The 16,885-nt window shown below is 59.6% G+C and carries 17 protein-coding genes; 11 read left to right on the forward strand and 6 right to left on the reverse strand.

The annotated features are described in order from the left end of the window. The first annotated feature begins 56 nt into the window (after window positions 1-56). The 3 genes from purM to FGO67_RS13175 all read left to right on the forward strand — a co-directional run bounded on the left by purM (window position 57) and on the right by FGO67_RS13175 (window position 2,652). Window positions 57-1,121: a phosphoribosylformylglycinamidine cyclo-ligase gene (purM, locus tag FGO67_RS13165; protein WP_203301089.1), complete on the forward strand. Its 1,065-nt coding sequence runs from the start codon at window positions 57-59 to the stop codon at window positions 1,119-1,121. Continuing rightward, window positions 1,118-1,780, forward strand: coding sequence for a phosphoribosylglycinamide formyltransferase (purN, locus tag FGO67_RS13170; protein WP_203301090.1), 663 nt, complete (start codon window positions 1,118-1,120; stop codon window positions 1,778-1,780). The genes purM and purN overlap by 4 nt, the downstream gene beginning before the upstream one ends. Window positions 1,781-1,869: 89 nt before the next feature. After that, window positions 1,870-2,652 (forward strand): DUF3108 domain-containing protein, encoded by a 783-nt coding sequence (locus FGO67_RS13175; RefSeq protein ID WP_203301091.1) that lies wholly within the window; start codon window positions 1,870-1,872, stop codon window positions 2,650-2,652. On the opposite strand, the gene FGO67_RS13180 is transcribed toward FGO67_RS13175, so the two are convergent. From FGO67_RS13180 to apbC, 4 genes are all read right to left on the reverse strand, one after another. Continuing rightward, window positions 2,649-3,926 carry a valine--pyruvate transaminase gene (locus FGO67_RS13180; RefSeq protein ID WP_203301092.1) on the reverse strand — a complete coding sequence of 426 codons (1,278 nt, stop codon included), beginning with the start codon at window positions 3,924-3,926 and terminating at the stop codon, window positions 2,649-2,651. The two genes, FGO67_RS13175 and FGO67_RS13180, sit on opposite strands and share 4 nt — an antisense overlap. A gap of 91 nt (window positions 3,927-4,017) precedes the next feature. Beyond that, complete coding sequence (locus FGO67_RS13185; RefSeq protein WP_203301093.1) at window positions 4,018-4,617, reverse strand: YjaG family protein; 600 nt, start codon at window positions 4,615-4,617, stop codon at window positions 4,018-4,020. Then, window positions 4,614-5,180: a dCTP deaminase gene (dcd, locus tag FGO67_RS13190; protein WP_041342620.1), complete on the reverse strand. Its 567-nt coding sequence runs from the start codon at window positions 5,178-5,180 to the stop codon at window positions 4,614-4,616. The genes FGO67_RS13185 and dcd overlap by 4 nt, the downstream gene beginning before the upstream one ends. A 241-nt stretch (window positions 5,181-5,421) precedes the next feature. After that, window positions 5,422-6,522, reverse strand: a complete 1,101-nt coding sequence (gene apbC / locus FGO67_RS13195; RefSeq protein WP_203301094.1) for an iron-sulfur cluster carrier protein ApbC — start codon at window positions 6,520-6,522, stop codon at window positions 5,422-5,424. 140 nt (window positions 6,523-6,662) lie between these two features. On the opposite strand from apbC, the gene metG reads away from it, so the two are divergent. Genes metG through nth form a run of 8 tightly spaced genes read left to right on the forward strand, consistent with a single transcriptional unit; the run spans window position 6,663 to window position 14,916 of the window. Next, the gene (gene metG / locus FGO67_RS13200) at window positions 6,663-8,702 is read left to right on the forward strand and encodes a methionine--tRNA ligase (protein ID WP_203301095.1); all 2,040 of its coding nucleotides are present in this window, start codon (window positions 6,663-6,665) and stop codon (window positions 8,700-8,702) included. Window positions 8,703-8,739: 37 nt separating this feature from the next. Then, window positions 8,740-9,321 carry an electron transport complex subunit RsxA gene (rsxA, locus tag FGO67_RS13205; RefSeq protein WP_041342626.1) on the forward strand — a complete coding sequence of 194 codons (582 nt, stop codon included), beginning with the start codon at window positions 8,740-8,742 and terminating at the stop codon, window positions 9,319-9,321. 14 nt (window positions 9,322-9,335) lie between these two features. Then, window positions 9,336-9,914, forward strand: a complete 579-nt coding sequence (rsxB, locus tag FGO67_RS13210; RefSeq protein ID WP_203301096.1) for an electron transport complex subunit RsxB — start codon at window positions 9,336-9,338, stop codon at window positions 9,912-9,914. Next, window positions 9,914-11,752 (forward strand): electron transport complex subunit RsxC, encoded by a 1,839-nt coding sequence (gene rsxC, locus FGO67_RS13215; protein WP_203301097.1) that lies wholly within the window; start codon window positions 9,914-9,916, stop codon window positions 11,750-11,752. Before rsxB ends, rsxC begins: the two co-directional genes overlap by 1 nt. Before the next feature lie 21 nt (window positions 11,753-11,773). After that, entirely contained in the window at window positions 11,774-12,826 is a 1,053-nt protein-coding gene (gene rsxD / locus FGO67_RS13220; RefSeq protein WP_203301098.1) for an electron transport complex subunit RsxD, read from the forward strand. Between the two features lie 3 nt (window positions 12,827-12,829). Beyond that, window positions 12,830-13,531, forward strand: a complete 702-nt coding sequence (rsxG, locus tag FGO67_RS13225) for an electron transport complex subunit RsxG (protein ID WP_203301099.1) — start codon at window positions 12,830-12,832, stop codon at window positions 13,529-13,531. A 1-nt stretch (window position 13,532) separates the two neighbouring features. Beyond that, entirely contained in the window at window positions 13,533-14,249 is a 717-nt protein-coding gene (locus tag FGO67_RS13230; protein ID WP_203301100.1) for an electron transport complex subunit E, read from the forward strand. Between the two features lie 28 nt (window positions 14,250-14,277). Then, complete coding sequence (gene nth / locus FGO67_RS13235) at window positions 14,278-14,916, forward strand: endonuclease III (protein ID WP_203301101.1); 639 nt, start codon at window positions 14,278-14,280, stop codon at window positions 14,914-14,916. A gap of 83 nt (window positions 14,917-14,999) precedes the next feature. Here nth and FGO67_RS13240 read toward each other — a convergent pair whose 3' ends face one another. Beyond that, window positions 15,000-15,575: a chalcone isomerase family protein gene (locus FGO67_RS13240; RefSeq protein WP_203301102.1), complete on the reverse strand. Its 576-nt coding sequence runs from the start codon at window positions 15,573-15,575 to the stop codon at window positions 15,000-15,002. Window positions 15,576-15,776: 201 nt separating this feature from the next. Next, window positions 15,777-16,772, reverse strand: coding sequence for an RNA polymerase sigma factor RpoS (gene rpoS, locus FGO67_RS13245; protein ID WP_203301103.1), 996 nt, complete (start codon window positions 16,770-16,772; stop codon window positions 15,777-15,779). Window positions 16,773-16,885: the final 113 nt, after the last annotated feature.

The following is a 16,885-nucleotide window of genomic DNA, read 5'->3' on the forward strand; positions in this document are numbered from 1 at the left end:
CACCTCACCTGTTAAAATCCGCCGCCTTACCCATTGGCCAACGGTGAAAGCACACCATGAGCGAACAGAAGCCCTCCCTGACCTACCGCGATGCCGGCGTTGACATTGACGCAGGCAACGAACTCGTAAACCGCATCAAGCAGACGGCCGCGCGCACCAAACGCCCCGAAGTGCTAGGCGGCCTGGGCGGGTTTGGCGCCATGGTCTCCATCCCTGCTGGATACAAGGAGCCCGTGCTGGTATCCGGAACCGATGGCGTGGGCACAAAGCTGCGCTTGGCCATGCAGCTGCAAAAGCACGACAGCATCGGCATCGATCTGGTGGCCATGTGCGTGAACGACCTGATCGTGGGTGGTGCCGAGCCTCTGTTTTTCCTGGACTACTACGCAACCGGCAAGCTCAACGTCGACGTTGCTGCCCAGGTTGTAGAAGGCATTGGCGAGGGCTGCGAACAGTCCGGGTGCGCCCTGGTAGGCGGTGAAACCGCGGAAATGCCAGGCATGTACGAAGGCGACGATTACGATCTGGCCGGCTTCTGCGTTGGTATCGCTGAACGCGCTGACATCATCGACGGCAGCCAAGTCCAGAGCGGCGACGTATTGCTGGCGCTGGGTTCCTCCGGCCCCCACTCCAACGGCTATTCCCTGATTCGCAAGATCATTGACGTCAGCAACGCCGATCTGGACCAGCCCATGGGCGATACTACCCTGGCCAATGCCCTGATGGCGCCAACCCGAATTTACGTTAAAAACCTGCTGCAGCTGATCCGTCAGGTGGATGTCCGCGCCATGTCCCACATCACCGGCGGCGGGCTGCCAGAAAATATCCCCCGGGTACTTCCGAACGGTTGCGTGGCGGCGATCGACACCGCCAGCTGGACCCTGCCCCCGGTTTTCCAGTGGCTCAAGGAAGCCGGCGGTGTTGCTGACGAAGAAATGTACCGCACCTTTAACTGCGGCATTGGCATGATTGTCTGCGTGCCGGCCGAGCAGAAAGACCTGGCGCTGGACACCCTGAAAGCACTGGGCGAAAACGCCTGGCAGGTCGGCGTGGTTGAAAGCGCTGACAACCTCGACGACGAACCGACTGTGCGCTACGCACCGGGACTTGTGTCGGCATGAATGCAGATCAGCCCCCCCTGCCCACCATTCTCGTTCTGGCTTCCGGCAGCGGCACCAATCTGCAGGCGCTGATTGAGGCCAGCCGGGAGCGGGATTTCCCGGGCCAGATCGCTGCGGTTGGCTGCAACCGGCCAAACGCCTTCGCACTGGAACGCGCGGCCAAGGCTCACATCGAAACCTTCGTGGTGGACCACACCAAGTACGACTCCCGGGAGGCGTTCGATGGTGCACTTATGCAGGAAATCCGGCGCCACAACCCCGATCTGGTGGTCCTGGCCGGGTTCATGCGGATCCTGACCACGGACTTTGTTCGTGCCTTCCGCGGCCAGTTGCTCAACATCCATCCATCTCTGCTGCCGAAATACACCGGCCTGAACACCCACCAGAGAGCCCTGGATGCCGGCGACACCCTGCACGGCGTTTCAGTGCACTTTGTCACCGAAGAGCTCGATGGCGGCCCGGTTATTGCCCAGGCAGAGGTGGCCGTGGCACCGGATGACACGGCCGAGAGTCTGGCGGAAAAAGTTCAGGAGAAGGAACACATCCTTTACCCAATCGTTGTACGCTGGTTCTGCGAAGGCCGCATTCAGCTGGGCAGCGATTACGTGACCTTCGACGGTGAATTACTGAAAAAACCGATGCGGTTGCCTGATAACTGAGTCGCACCCTGAACGTATTGTCATCTTGCACTATCGGGCAACCCGCTAAACTGTCGCCATAAAAGACAGCTTTTCTAGGGTTACCCGATATGCATTTGAATCGAACGACCACAAAACCTCCTACCCGCCGAACCGCCATCCTGCTGGCCCTTGCGCTGTTCTCGGCTCCCACTCTGGCCAGCCAGCCTTCTGCCGACAACCAGCCGCCCAAGGACGCCCAGCAACCCGGCGCCGAACTTGCTCCCTATGAGGTTACCTACACCGCGGCCATGGACAAGGGCATCACCCTGAACGGCACCGCCAAGCGGACACTGACCAGAAAAGACGGGAACGTCTGGCTGTACCGGACCGATGTGGATTCGTTCATCGCCAATATCGATGAATCCCTGATCCTGAAATGGGAAAACAACCAGGTTATCCCGCTGCGCTACCGTTACCGGCTATCGGGCTTCCTGATCAAGGATCGCGAACAGAGCATTGATTTTGATTGGGATGCCGGAGTCGCCACTGGCAAGGATGAGGGCAAGCCGTTCAAACTGGAGCTACGCGAAGGCGCGCTGGACCCGCTCGGGTTCCAACTGCAGCTCAGTCAGGACATCAAATCCGGCAAGCGCGACATCACCTATCTGGTGATTGATGGCGACGATTACGATGAAGACCGATTCGCCGTACTCGATCAGGAGCCGATGAAAACCAATCGGGGCTCCATCACCACGTTGAAAGCCGAGAAAGTACGGGATGAAGGTTCCAAGCGCGAAACCCTGATGTGGTTTGCGCCGGACGAAGACTTCCTGCTGGTGCGACTGCTCCAGACTGAACCCGACGGCAGTCGCTACGAACTCCGGCTTAACCGGTCAGACCTGGGCGGCTAGGCGCTCTTCCCCGCCTCCGCCCAGACTGCCTTGACCTCGTCGGCAATAATCCGGAGCCCTACTGCCACCCGTTCATCGTCCTGGGAATAGGTAACCCGCAGGCATTCGTGCCGGTGTCTCCAGTCGTCCTCGGGCAGGCCGGGGAAGAAATAGTGACCGGACACCACCAGAACACCACGCGCCTTCAGCCGCTCGTACAGCTCAAGACTGGTGATGGGCAGGTCCGGGAACCACAGCCACAAGAACATGGCCCCTTCCGGCTTGTGGATGTACCAGCGGCAACTGTCCTCGCCCATGGCGTCACGGAACGCCGCCACCGCTTTTTCCATCTTCGCCTTGTAGAACGGACACACCACGTCGCGGCTCAGTGACAGCAGGTCTCCGGAGCGAACCAGCGGTTCCGCCAGCATGGCGCCAAAACTGCCAGTAGCCAGGTTCATGATCGCATTCACTCCTGACAGCGCTTTGATGACCGGTTTGGCGGCAATCACGATGCCGGTGCGGGCAGCGGGCATACCCAGCTTGGACAGGCTCAGGCAGAGAATAATCTGCTCATTCCAGGTCGGCTCGGCGTCTACAAACAACAGGCTTGGGAATGGCATACCGTAGGCGCCGTCAACGATCAGCGGCACGTCGTGCTCGCGAGCGAGAACTTCCAGCCGCGCCAGTTCGTCGTCGGTGATCACGTTGCCAGTGGGGTTGGTGGGCCGGGACACGCAAATGGCGCCGGTTTCACCGGTCACTTCCACGGCGTCGAAATCAACCCGGTACTTGAACTCGTGGGCATCGGTGAAGGAGATGTCCGGCTGAACGGCGCGGAATAGGCCCGGTTCGATGCCGGCATCGGCGTAACCGATGTACTCCGGCGCCAGCGGCAAGAGGATATGTTTGTGCTGCCCGTTACCGTAGTCGCCCCCGAACATGTTGAACAGCATGAAGAAGGCCGCCTGGCTGCCGTTGGTCAGGGCTATGTTTTCAGGCTCCAGATCCCAACCGTATTCCCGGCTGAGCAGCTCTGCCAGCGCGGCAACAAACTGCTTTTCGCCCTGGGGCGGATCGTAGACTCCCACCAAACGACGGACGTCGGATTCGCTCTGGCTGATGTTGGCCAGAATTTCCTGCACGCGCTCCTGGATTTCCGGTATGTGCCCGGGATTGCCGCCCCCCATCATGATCATGTCGTCACCGGACGCCATGGCGTTTCCGAGATCATCCATCAATGAGGTTATGCCGGCATCGGCGGTGAACTTGCGACCAAATGCAGAGAGCTTCATGGCGAAAAATCCGTTATGCACACCCGGTAAATTTATCGTTCTGTGGCAGCGACAGTCTAGCCGCTCTTTTGGCGAGCGGCTTGCTGTGCCGTTATTCGGTCAGGGAAATGCCAAGATTGCTGATGCCGTCGTTGGCGGCGTCGATGCGGAGGCCTTCGGTAAACTGCTGCGTGGGCGTGCGCTGACGCTTCAGGGCCAGCACCAGTTCACGCTGAAAGGCTTTGTCTTCTTTCATCAACGGGTGCACCTCCAGCAGGCGCACCAGTCCGTCTTCATCGAGCTCGTCGCCCTCGGACATCTCGATGAAGCTCATCACCGTGCCGGTGGCTATCTGGGAAGCTTCGGTGGCGCGATGCTTGGCCGGGTTCAGGCGATTCAGCAGGGCCTGCTCCAGCAGCTGGCAAAAATCGAAGGCCGGGTACACGCCATAGGCGTCGTAGGCTTCCACATCCGGAGACAGGGCCTCAAGCTTGGCCAGGAGCTGGGGGATGGCGGATTCGGCGACATCCTCTTGCAGCATGCCCCAGCCCTGATCCAGCATCTGCCGCATCTTGGCGCCGGTTTTCAGGCCAACGGCATCGGCAAACAGGGCGTAGTTGGGGAATGAGCGCTCGGCGAGCGACAGCAGGAAGGCGCATTCGCGCCATCCCTGCAGCTGGGAAACGGCTTTCAGAAACTGGTTGGCGTTCATGTCCTGGGCAGGGTCACGCCGGTCTGGCCCAAGTATTTGCCGCCCCGGTCTTTGTAGCTGGTTTCGCAGACTTCATCGGATTCGAAGAACAGCATCTGCGCCACACCTTCGTTGGCGTAGATTTTCGCCGGCAGGTTGGTGGTGTTGGAGAATTCCAGGGTCACCTGGCCTTCCCACTCCGGCTCCAGCGGCGTGACGTTCACAATGATACCGCAGCGAGCGTAGGTGGATTTGCCCAGGCAGATGGTGAGTACGCTGCGCGGGATGCGGAAGTACTCGACGGTGCGCGCCAGGGCGAAGGAGTTCGGCGGAATGATGCAGACGTCACCGGTGTAGTTCACGAAGCTGTTTTCGTCGAAGTTCTTGGGGTCGACGGTGGCGGAGTGAACGTTGGTGAAGATTTTGAATTCGTTGCTGCAGCGTACGTCGTAACCGTAACTGGAGGTGCCGTAGGAGATAACACGGCCTTTTTCGGATTCACGGACCTGACCGCTTTCGAACGGCTCGATCATGCCCTGCTGCTCGGACATTCGGCGAATCCACTTGTCGGATTTGATGCTCATGGGTGACGTCTCGTGTTCACTGGAAAAATTGGGGCGTAGTTTACCCGTTACTCGGAGTTGTGTCGAAGCCCTATGGCATCTGTGTTTCGGTGGCTGCAGGCACAGCATAAGCCGACCAAAAACCGCGACGAGCACGTCCCTGTGTGCTTCTCTCCGGCCTTCCATGGCCTACGAGATTTTTGATCGGCTTATCCTGCGCCCGCGATCGAAGCTGGAACCTCTGACCCGAAGCCTCTCTCAATCAGTGTTCGGTAACGGACACGCTGGAGATCGAACCGGACAGGTTACGCTCACGGGTGGACAGCTCCGCACCAACCCGGCGGGCAATGTCCCGGTAGCGGCGCGCCACTTCGGAATCCGGCTCGGCCACCACCGAGGGCTGGCCGCCGTCGGTCTGTTCGCGGATGGTCATGTGCAGGGGCAGCTGGCCCAGCAGGGTGGTGTCGTATTCGTCGGCGATGCGCTCGCCGCCACCGTGGCCGAACAGGGGCTCTTCGTGGCCGCAGTTGCTGCAGATGTGCACGCTCATGTTCTCGACCACACCCAGCACCGGAATATCCACTTTACGGAACATCTCGATGCCTTTCTTGCCGTCCAGCAGGGCAATGTCCTGGGGTGTGGTGACGATTACCGCGCCGGTGACCGGGACTTTCTGGGCCAGGGTAAGCTGGATGTCGCCAGTGCCCGGGGGCATGTCGACGATCAGGTAGTCGAGCTCGTTCCACAGGGTCTGCTGCAGCAGTTGCATGACCGCGCCGCTGACCATTGGCCCACGCCAGACCATGGGGGTTTTGTCGGTGACCACGAAGGCCATGGAGTTCGCCTGAAGGCCGTGGGCTTCCATGGGCACGAAGTATTTGTTTTCACGGGTGTCCGGGCGCTTGCCTTCGGGCACGCCCAGCATCATGCCGATGCTTGGGCCGTAGATGTCGGCGTCCAGGATGCCCACGCGAGCACCTTCGGCCTGCAGGGCAAGGGCCAGGTTGACGGCGGTGGTGGATTTGCCAACGCCGCCCTTGCCGGAGGCCACGGCAATAATGTTCTTCACACCCGGCACCGATGGCAGTTCTTTCTGCACTTTGTACGAGTGGATCTTCTGGCCCACGTGAACCTCGGCGCTTTCAACGCCGTCCACGTTTTCCAAAGCCACCGACACCAACTGCTTCAGTGCGCCAGCAATACCTTTGGACGGGTACGGCAACTCGACCATCAGCGTGACTTTGCCCGCCTCATCGGTGTTCAGGGCCTTTACGGCATCCAGTTCGTACAGGTCCTTCTGGAGATACGGATCGCGGTATTCGCGAATCGCCGTTTGCAGGGCCTGCTCTGAAATCTGTGTCATCGGGTTCTCCGGAATAAGCTCATGCTTCATTTTAAGCATGGAAACAGGGGATTCGGGTGAAAAATATCTGCTCGGAAGGTATCATCTGTGCCCGTTTCTGACCACACAACCCCTATTCTGAAGAAAGGTTCGGACACACCATGACGCAAGCGAGTCCAAAGCAACAGCGCGATATCCTGGTCACCAGCGCCCTGCCCTACGCCAACGGCCCCATTCATCTGGGCCATCTGCTGGAGTATATTCAGACCGACATCTGGGTGCGTTACCAGAATATGCGGGGCCAGAACTGCTACTACGTTTGCGCCGATGATGCCCACGGTACTGCCATTATGCTCCGCGCCGAGCGCGAAGGCATCACCTCCGAGGAGCTGATTGACCGCATTCGCGATGAGCACCAGCAGGACTTTGCCGGCTTCCATATCCGGTTCGACAACTATTACACCACCCACTCGGAGGAGAACCGTCAGTTCTCCGAGTACATTTACCGTCAGTTGCAGGAAAACGGGCACATTGCCACGCGCAAGATTACCCAGTCCTTCGACCCGGAAAAGAACATGTTCCTGGCCGACCGCTTCATCAAGGGCACCTGCCCGAAGTGCAAGACCGAGGACCAATACGGCGATAACTGTGAGGCCTGTGGTGCCACTTACACCCCGGCCGAGCTGATCAACCCGCGTTCGGCCGTATCCGGTGCCACGCCGATTGAGAAAGAGTCCGAGCACTACTTCTTCAAGCTGCCCGATTTCGCCGATTTCCTGGCCAACTGGACCCGCAGCGGCACACTTCAGCCCCAGGTTGCCAACAAGCTCGCCGAGTGGCTGGACGCCGGTCTGCAGGAATGGGACATCAGCCGGGATGCGCCCTACTTCGGCTTTGAGATTCCAGACGCACCGGGCAAGTACTTCTATGTCTGGCTGGACGCGCCTATTGGCTACCTTGCCAGCTTCAAAAACCTGTGTAACCGCGAGAACATCGATTTCGAGCACTTCTGGAAGGCCGATTCCACCGCCGAGGTGTATCACTTCATCGGCAAGGACATCATCAACTTCCACGCACTGTTCTGGCCGTCCATGCTGCACGACGCCGGTTTCCGGACGCCCACCGCGGTCTGGGCCCACGGCTTTGTAACCGTGAACGGCAAGAAGATGTCCAAGTCCCGCGGCACCTTCATCATGGCCCGCACCTACCTGGACCATCTGAACCCGGAGTACCTGCGCTACTACTTCGCCGCCAAGCTCACCGGTGGTGTGGATGACATGGACCTGAACCTGGAAGACTTCGCGGCCCGGGTGAACTCGGATCTGGTCGGCAAGGTGGTCAACATTGCCAGCCGTAGCGCCGGCTTCATCACCAAGCGCTTCGACGGACAGCTGGGCAAAGTCACCGAACACGACAAGATCCGCGAGTTCGTGGACGCCGGCAAGGAAATCGAGGACTTTTTTGAGGCCCGGGAATTCGGCCGCGCCATGCGTCGGATCATGGAACTGGCGGATATCGCCAACCAGTACGTCAACGACGAGCAGCCCTGGGTGATTGCCAAGCAGGAAGGCCAGGACGAGAACCTGCAGGCCATCTGCACCAACGCCATCAACATGTTCCACCTGCTGATGACCTACCTGGCGCCGGTGCTGCCGGAAACCGCCAAGGCCTCCGAAGCCTTCCTGAATGCCAAACTGGATTGGAATGGCCGGGAGCAGCGTCTGGAGAATCACGGCATCAACAAGTTCAAGCCACTGATGAACCGGGTGGACATGGCACAGATTGAGAAAATGCTCGACGCTTCCAAGGAAGAGCTGCCGGCGGCAACCGGGAAACCTGCGCCAGAGGCCAAGGCAGATCTGGAGCCCGTGGCGGACGAGATTGAATTTGGCGATTTCGCGAAAGTGGACCTTCGGGTCGCCAAGATTGTCAGAGCAGAACACGTTGAAGGTGCCGACAAGCTGCTGCGCCTGACCCTGGACATTGGCGAAGGTGAGCGCAATGTGTTTGCGGGCATCAAGTCGGCCTACAAACCCGAGGATCTGGAAGGACGACTGACTGCGATGGTCGCCAACCTGAAGCCACGGAAGATGAAGTTTGGCATGTCCGAAGGCATGGTACTGGCCGCAGGGCCAGGTGGTGAGGACATCTTCATCCTCTCGCCTGATTCCGGCGCCACGCCCGGCATGCGGATTATGTAAGTGCTGAGCACGCACTGACAACGGCGGAGACGCTCCGATGACAGAGTATTTGCTGATTCTGGTCAGCACCATTTTGGTCAACAACTTCGTGCTGGTGCAGTTTCTCGGCCTGTGCCCCTTCATGGGGGTTTCGGGCAAGCTGGAAACTGCCATGGGCATGTCGCTGGCGACCACCTTTGTGCTGACTTTGTCATCGGTGTGCAGTTACCTCGCCTACACCTATCTGCTGGCACCGCTGGACCTGGCGTTCCTGAAAACCATCACCTTTATTCTGGTGATCGCGGTGGTAGTCCAGTTCACTGAAATGGTGGTGCGCAAGACCAGCCCGCTACTGTACCGGGTGCTAGGCATTTTTCTGCCGTTGATCACCACGAACTGCGCGGTACTCGGTGTGGCACTGCTGAACCTCAACAAGAACAACAACTTTGTTGAGTCGGTCCTGTACGGCTTCGGCGCTGCCGCCGGCTTCTCCCTGGTACTGGTGCTGTTCGCGGCCATGCGTGAGCGCATTGCAGTGTCTGATGTACCGGTGGCCTTCCGGGGCGCCGCCATTGGCATGGTAACCGCAGGCTTGATGTCGCTGGCGTTCCTGGGCTTTACCGGCCTGGTCAGCGTGTAACGGAGACGGGTTGTATGTGGACGGGCATTATCATTGCTGTTCTGGTTCTGCTGGCTCTGGCCATGGTCTTTGGTGGCCTGTTGGGCTTTGCCGCGGAGCGATTCCGGGTTGAGGGTAATCCCCTGGTGGAGCAGATTGATTCGCTACTGCCTCAAACCCAATGCGGCCAGTGTGGCTTTCCCGGCTGCCGTCCGTACGCCGAATCCATTGCCGATGGCGATGCCATCAACAAGTGTCCTCCCGGCGGTGAATCCACCATCAAGGCGCTGGCCGACCTGCTCGATGTCGAGCCCCAGCCCCTGGATGCCGAACACGGTGTCGAACAGGCCAAGCGTGTGGCGGTGATTCGCGAAGACGAATGCATCGGATGCACCAAGTGCATCCAGGCCTGCCCCGTTGACGCCATCCTTGGCGCCGCCAAGCACATGCACACGGTCATTGAGAGCGAGTGCACCGGCTGCGACCTGTGCGTCGATCCCTGCCCGGTCGACTGCATTGATATGATCACCATCGAGCCCGACATTCGGACCTGGACCTGGACACCACCCGCCAATGGCGTGATTGCCACCGATCGCCAGGGAGCCAGTGCCTGATGACGCAATTATGGGATTTCAGTGGCGGCATCCATCCGGACGAGAACAAGCACCAGTCCACTGCCCGGCCAATCCGGGCAGCCGTTCTGCCTGAGCACCTGATTCTGCCCCTGCAGCAACATATCGGCGAGCCGGCCACCGCCCTGGTCAAGGTTGGCGACCGGGTGCTGAAAGGCGAGAAGATTGCCGACGTCACCAATGGCCTGGGCGTGCCGGTGCATGCCCCGACCTCCGGGATTATTGAGAGCATTGCCCAGCTGCCGGTGCCACACCCGTCCGGCATGACCGACTGGTGCATTACCCTTCGCCCCGACGGCGAAGATCAGTGGGTTGAGCTGCAACCGGTTGCCGACTACCGCAGCCTGGAACGGGATCAGGTCCTGGATATGATTCGCGACGCCGGCATCGCAGGCCTTGGCGGCGCCGGCTTCCCCACCGACATCAAACTGCGACCGCCCCGGGATCGTAAGGTGGCAACGCTGATCTTGAACGGTGCCGAGTGCGAGCCCTACATTACAGCTGATGACATGACCATGCGCGAGCGGGCCGGGGAGGTCTTGGCTGGGTTTAAGGTGATGGCGTGGCTGCTGCGGCCCGAACGCTGCGTGATTGGCATCGAAGACAACAAGCCTGAGGCCATTGCCGCGCTCAGGGCCGCCACAGAAGGCACCCAGATAGAAATGGCGGTCATTCCGACCAAGTACCCCTCGGGTGGCGAAAAACAGTTGATACAGATCCTCACCGGTATGGAAGTGCCCAGCGGAGGCATTCCCGCGGATATCGGGGTGATGTGCCAGAACATCGGCACAGCGGTGGCGATTTCCCAGCTGATCGTTGAAGGCAAGCCGTTGATCTCACGCACCATTACCATCACCGGTGAGGCGGTGCGCGAGCCCGGTAATTTCGAGGCTCTTATCGGCACGCCGGTCCAGCACCTGCTGGAGCAAGCCGGTCTGCAGCCGGATCAGGTTAACCGGCTGGTGATGGGCGGTCCGATGATGGGTTACATCCTGACCACCACCGCCGTGCCCATCGTTAAAACCAGCAATTGTGTCATCGCCGCCACCGCCAGCGAGCTGCCGGCACCACCACCGGAGCAGGCCTGCATTCGCTGCGGCATGTGTGCCGAGGCCTGCCCCATGGAACTGTTGCCGCAGCAACTGTTCTGGTACTCCAAGGCCACCGAGTTTGAAAAGGCTGAACACCTCAATCTGTTCGACTGCATCGAGTGCGGGGCCTGTTCCTACGTCTGCCCCAGCTCCATTCCGCTGGTCCAGTATTACCGCTATGCCAAGGGTGAAATCCGCGTGCAGCGGGCGGAGCAGCTGAAGGCCGACCGTGCCCGAGAGCGTTTCGAAGCGCGCCAGGAGCGCCTGGAACGGGAACAGCAGGAAAAAGAACAACGGCGCAAAGAGCGCGCCAAGGCTGCAGCCGAAGCCCAGGCGAAGAAAAAGGCCGAAGCCGAGAAGGCAGCTGCCGAGGGCGAGGCTGTGGACGAACGATCCGCCAAGGCGGCGTTGGTGCAGCAGGCCCTCGCTCGCAAAAAGGCTAAGACCGAGGCTGCCGCGACCGCCAAGGAACCTGCCGCTGCCCCTTCGGAGCCGGCGGTGGAGAAGCCAGATCTTGAGGCATTGGAAAAACAGTTAACCCAGGCCCAGGCAAAACTTGAAACCATGCAGGGCATGCTGGAAGACGCCAAGGCTCAGCAGGCCGACAACGTGGACAAACTGGAACGGGCCGTTGCCAAGAATCACGACCGGGTAGACCGCGCGCAAAAAGCGCTGACCGAAGCCCGCGAGCAGCTGGCCCGGAACACCGAAACCCAATCACCCGACTAACCGATCTCAGGCTCACTATTCATGGCATTTGCGCAACAGTCCTCACCCCATGCCCGCCGCGCCCGGTCGACCTCACAGGTCATGCTCTGGGTGATCCTGGCGGCGCTGCCCGGCCTGCTCGCGCAGACACTGTTCTTTGGTTGGGGCAACCTGATCAACGTGGTGTGGTGCATTGCCGTCGCATTGGCCAGTGAAGCGGCAATCCTGAAGCTCCGGAACAAGCCCATAGCGTTCTTCCTGAAAGACAACACCGCTGCGGTGACCGGCCTGTTGCTGGGGCTCTCGCTGCCCCAATTTGCGCCCTGGTGGGTGTCGGGCATTGCCGTTATCTCGGCCATCGTGATGGCCAAACAGCTTTATGGCGGCCTGGGCTCCAATCCGTTTAACCCGGCGATGGTGGGCTACGCGCTGGTACTGATCTCCTTCCCGGTGGCCATGACCACCAACTGGGCCGATCCCGCCCTGCTCTGGCAAGGCGCCCCAAGCTTCACCGACACTTTGCGTGCCATCGCATCGGTCCAGCAGACCGTTGTTGATGGCTGGACCATGGCAACCCCGCTGGATGAATACAAACACAAGATCGGCAGCCTCACTGCCGCAGAGGTAACCAGCCACCCCAGTTTCGGTGACGGCGTTGCCCGGGGCTGGGAGTGGGTGAATGCAGCCTTTCTGGCCGGCGGCCTGGTGCTGATTGGCCTGCGGATCATTACCTGGCACATTCCCGTCAGCGTTCTTGCCGGGCTGGCGATCATGAGCCTGGCGTTCGGCAGCAACGCCGACCAGTATGCGCCGCTGTCGCTGCACCTGCTGGCCGGCGGCACCATGCTGGGCGCCTTCTTCATCGCCACCGACCCGGTCTCGGCCGCCACCAGCCACCAGGGCAAACTGATCTACGGTGCGGGCATTGGCGTTCTGATCTACCTCATCCGCACCTGGGGCAGCTATCCCGATGCCGTGGCCTTCAGCGTGCTGCTGATGAATTTCGCGGTGCCGTTCATCGATCACTACACGCCGCCCCGCACCTATGGCCACCACAAGGCCAGGCGCGGTGTGCCCGGCAGGACTCAGGGGTAAATCATGGCTTCACTGGCACACTCCGTACGCCGCAGCGCCGTGGGTCTTGGGCTGTTTGCGGTGATTACCGGCGGCACCATCGCGGTGACTCAGGCACTTACTTCTGAGCGGATTCAGGAGCAGGCGGCACGAGCCGAAGCCAAGGCGCTGTTCGAGATTATTCCCGAGAGTGCCCACGATAACGAGTTACTGCGGGATACCATTGCACTTCCATCGAGTGACATCCTCGCCACCGACGGTGAGATGACGGCGTGGGTAGCACGCCAGAACGGCGAGCCGACGGGCCTGATCCTGCCAATTGTGGCGCCGGACGGCTATTCCGGGAATATCCGGTTGCTGGTGGGCATCGACCTGCAGGGAACCGTGCTGGGTGTCCGCGTTACCAGCCACAAGGAAACCCCGGGCCTGGGCGACCGGATTGAGTTGAAGAAATCAGGCTGGATTACCAGCTTCGATGGCCGCGCCCTGGGCGAGCCCCCGCTCCGTGACTGGACCGTCAAAAAGAACGGCGGCGTGTTTGACCAGTTTACCGGCGCCACCATCACGCCACGAGCCGTGGTCAAGGCGGTGAAAGAGGCACTGGTTTATTTCCGCCTGAATCAGGAGGTGATCCGGTCGCGGGTCAACGCAGCGCCCTCGCCCCGAAACAAAGCCCTGACACCGGAAGCCATCGCCGGACAAGCCACCACAGCGGAGCATTCCTGACATGGCCAGCAAAACCTCCCGCGAGATCATCCGTGACGGTCTATGGACCAACAACCCGGCCCTGGTTCAGGTGCTGGGCCTGTGCCCCCTGCTGGCAGTCACCAGCACCGTCGTCAACGCCATTGGCCTGGGTCTGGCAACGCTGATGGTGCTGATGGGCTCGAACCTTGCCGTGTCCCTGATCCGCAACTTTGTTGGCGAGTCGGTGCGGCTACCGGCCTTCGTGATGATCATCGCCTCCTTCGTAACCTGCGCCGAGCTGCTGATGCAGGCGTTCACCTACGAGCTGTACCAGATTCTCGGTATCTTCATTCCGCTGATCGTCACCAACTGCGCGATTCTGGGCCGGGCCGATGCTTTTGCCTCGAAAACCAGTCCGGGACCGGCGCTGCTTGATGGCGTCATGATGGGTCTGGGTTTCCTGGTTGTGCTGGTGCTGCTTGGCGGCATGCGCGAGCTGATTGGCCAGGGCACCCTGTTCGTGGACATGAACCTGCTGCTAGGTCCGGCGGCCGCAGACTGGGTTATTCGCCCATTCGAGAGCTATCCGGATGTCCTGTTCATGGTGCTGCCACCCGGTGCCTTTGTTGGCCTTGGCCTGCTGATCGCACTCAAGAACGGCATCGACAACCACCTGGAAGCCCGCCGTAAGCTCGCCGAACCCACCCCAACCGCCAGCGGCAGCAAGCGGGTCCGGGTAACCGGCAACGTGTCCTGATTCGCAGGTAAGGTGAAACTCAGCTCCTATGAATAAACAGAAACGAACCGAAATCTTTACCCGGTTGCGAGATGCAAACCCCAACCCCACCACGGAGCTTAACTACAACACACCGTTCGAGCTTCTGATTGCGGTGATCCTGTCGGCCCAGGCTACCGACGTTGGGGTAAACAAGGCCACCGACAAACTGTACCCGGTCGCCAACACACCAGAAGCCATCCTGGCCTTGGGCGTGGATGGGCTGAAGGAGTACATCAAGACCATCGGCCTGTTTAACAGCAAGGCCGTAAATGTCATCAAAACCTGCCGCATTCTGATCGAGAAGCACGGCAGCCAGGTGCCTGAGCGTCGGGAAGACCTGGAGGCCCTGCCCGGTGTCGGCCGCAAGACCGCGAACGTGGTGCTCAATACCGCATTCGGGCACATGGCCATGGCGGTGGACACCCACATTTTCCGGGTTTCCAACCGAACTGGCATTGCCCCCGGCAAGAATGTGCTGGAGGTAGAACAACGCCTAATGCGGCTGGTGCCAAAGGAATTCCTGCTGGACGCCCACCACTGGCTGATCCTGCATGGACGCTATACCTGCACTGCCCGCAAGCCCAAGTGCGGGGCCTGCAGCATTGAGGATCTGTGCGAGTTCAAGGACAAGCGCGAGTACCTGTAGCAGACCAGATCGGGGCCAAATCTGACTGCATCAGAACGAAAAAGCCGGCACTCAGAGCCGGCTTTTTACTAAGACAGCGATGTTTACCGCTGGCCCAACATCTTTTCTTTCAAATCCTGCTGGGCAGGCTTATCAGACAGCCAGATGCCAAACAGCGCTTTCTTGAACGCCAGGCCACCCAAGGTGTCCTTGTGCTTGCCATTCTTCAGCACTTTTACGCCCTCACCAGGCAGGTACACCAGATCAAAGACATCACCTTCCTTGATCTCTTCCTGGAACACGCCCATGAACTGATTGACGTCGTTCTGGATCGCCGCCATGTCGCCCTCAGTGGAGGCTTTGAAGCCTTCCAGGGTAGCTTCTGTCATCCGCTCACTGGTGATCATACCGGAGATGATGTGCAGGGTGATGGCCTGGGGCTCGTCGGCTTTAATGATGGCCTGGCCATCATTAATGGTTTCAGGCACGTACAGACCGCCCACGTACAGATCCATGAACCACTTCGAACGCGTACCCGCGCCGTTGAGCTTCAGCTCAGTATCCATGGCTGAGTAGGTGTCCGGTACATCCACACCTTCCACGGTCAGTGCTGAGGCCGGGGCCGACAGAGCAGCAGCCATGACCAGCGACATAAAACCGGTTGAGAGAGTCGTCTTCATAGTCCTTTCCTTTTGATCGTTATTATTGATTCGTTTCATTCGTCCACCAGGTTTCGACACCCTTATCCCCGCCCGGTCCGCGCATTCTAGCAACGACAGAGGGCGGTCTTACGAAACGTGGTTCTCATTTGCGGCGATACTGAAACGTAAAAACCGGCAGGGTTGCCCCAGCCGGTTTAACGTAGAACGATCAAAAAGAGATTACTTGAACAGCAGGTTTCCGGACAGGCCTTCTTTTTCCAGAATTTCACGAAGGCGACGTAACGCCTCCACCTGAATCTGCCGGACCCGCTCCCGGGTCAGCCCAATTTCCTGTCCAACCTCTTCCAGCGTACTCACCGGATAGCCCCGCAGGCCAAACCGACGCGACAGGACTTCCTGCTGTTTATCACTGAGTAGATCAATCCACTTCTCAAGGCAGGAGCACATGTTGTTGTCCTGCAGCAGATCGGCCGGGTCCGAGGCACCTTCGTCGGCAACCGTGTCGAGCAGAGACTTTTCCCCGCCCGTACCAATCGGTGTATCCATGGACGCTACGCGCTCATTGAGTCCGAGCATGCGTTTCACGTCGGCGACCGGCTTATCCACCAAGCGCGCGATTTCCTCGGCCGAGGGCTCATGATCCAGCTTCTGGGTCAGCTCTCGCGCGGCACGCAGGTACAGGTTCAGCTCTTTGACCACGTGAATCGGCAGGCGAATGGTGCGGGTCTGGTTCATGATGGCCCGCTCAATGGTCTGTCGGATCCACCAGGTGGCGTAGGTCGAGAAGCGGAAACCGCGCTCCGGATCGAACTTCTCCACGGCCCTGATCAGCCCGAGGTTGCCCTCTTCAATCAGATCCAACAGCGTCAGGCCACGGTTAACGTAGCGCCGCGCAATCTTCACCACCAGGCGCAAATTGCTTTCAATCATGCGCTTGCGGCCGGATTCCTCGCCCTTGCGTGCCAGCCGGGCGAAATACACTTCTTCTTCCGGTGTCAGTAGGGGGGAAAAGCCAATTTCATTGAGGTAAAGCTGAGTGGCGTCCAGCTGTTTCTGGCTGGTGAAATAACGCCCCTGGGTAGGAATGTCTTCGCTATCGGAACGGTCACTACCGGCCGACGTTTTCTCCACCTTCTCTTCTGCAAGCAATTGATCTTCGGACTCATCCTCGTCCACGACACGATCAACAATCATATCTTCCTGGTCTGCTGACATTTTTCTTGCCCCGCCTCTCAATCATCCTGGATGTTCGTTCGGTCTTTCTTGTTATTGCGAACGTTCTTGGTACTGCTTCTTTTCTTCTTCAGGACATCTGCTGGTTGGCCGGT

Origin of the sequence: Marinobacter sediminum (genome assembly GCF_016820575.1) — a bacterium.
Lineage (GTDB): Bacteria > Pseudomonadota > Gammaproteobacteria > Pseudomonadales > Oleiphilaceae > Marinobacter > Marinobacter sediminum.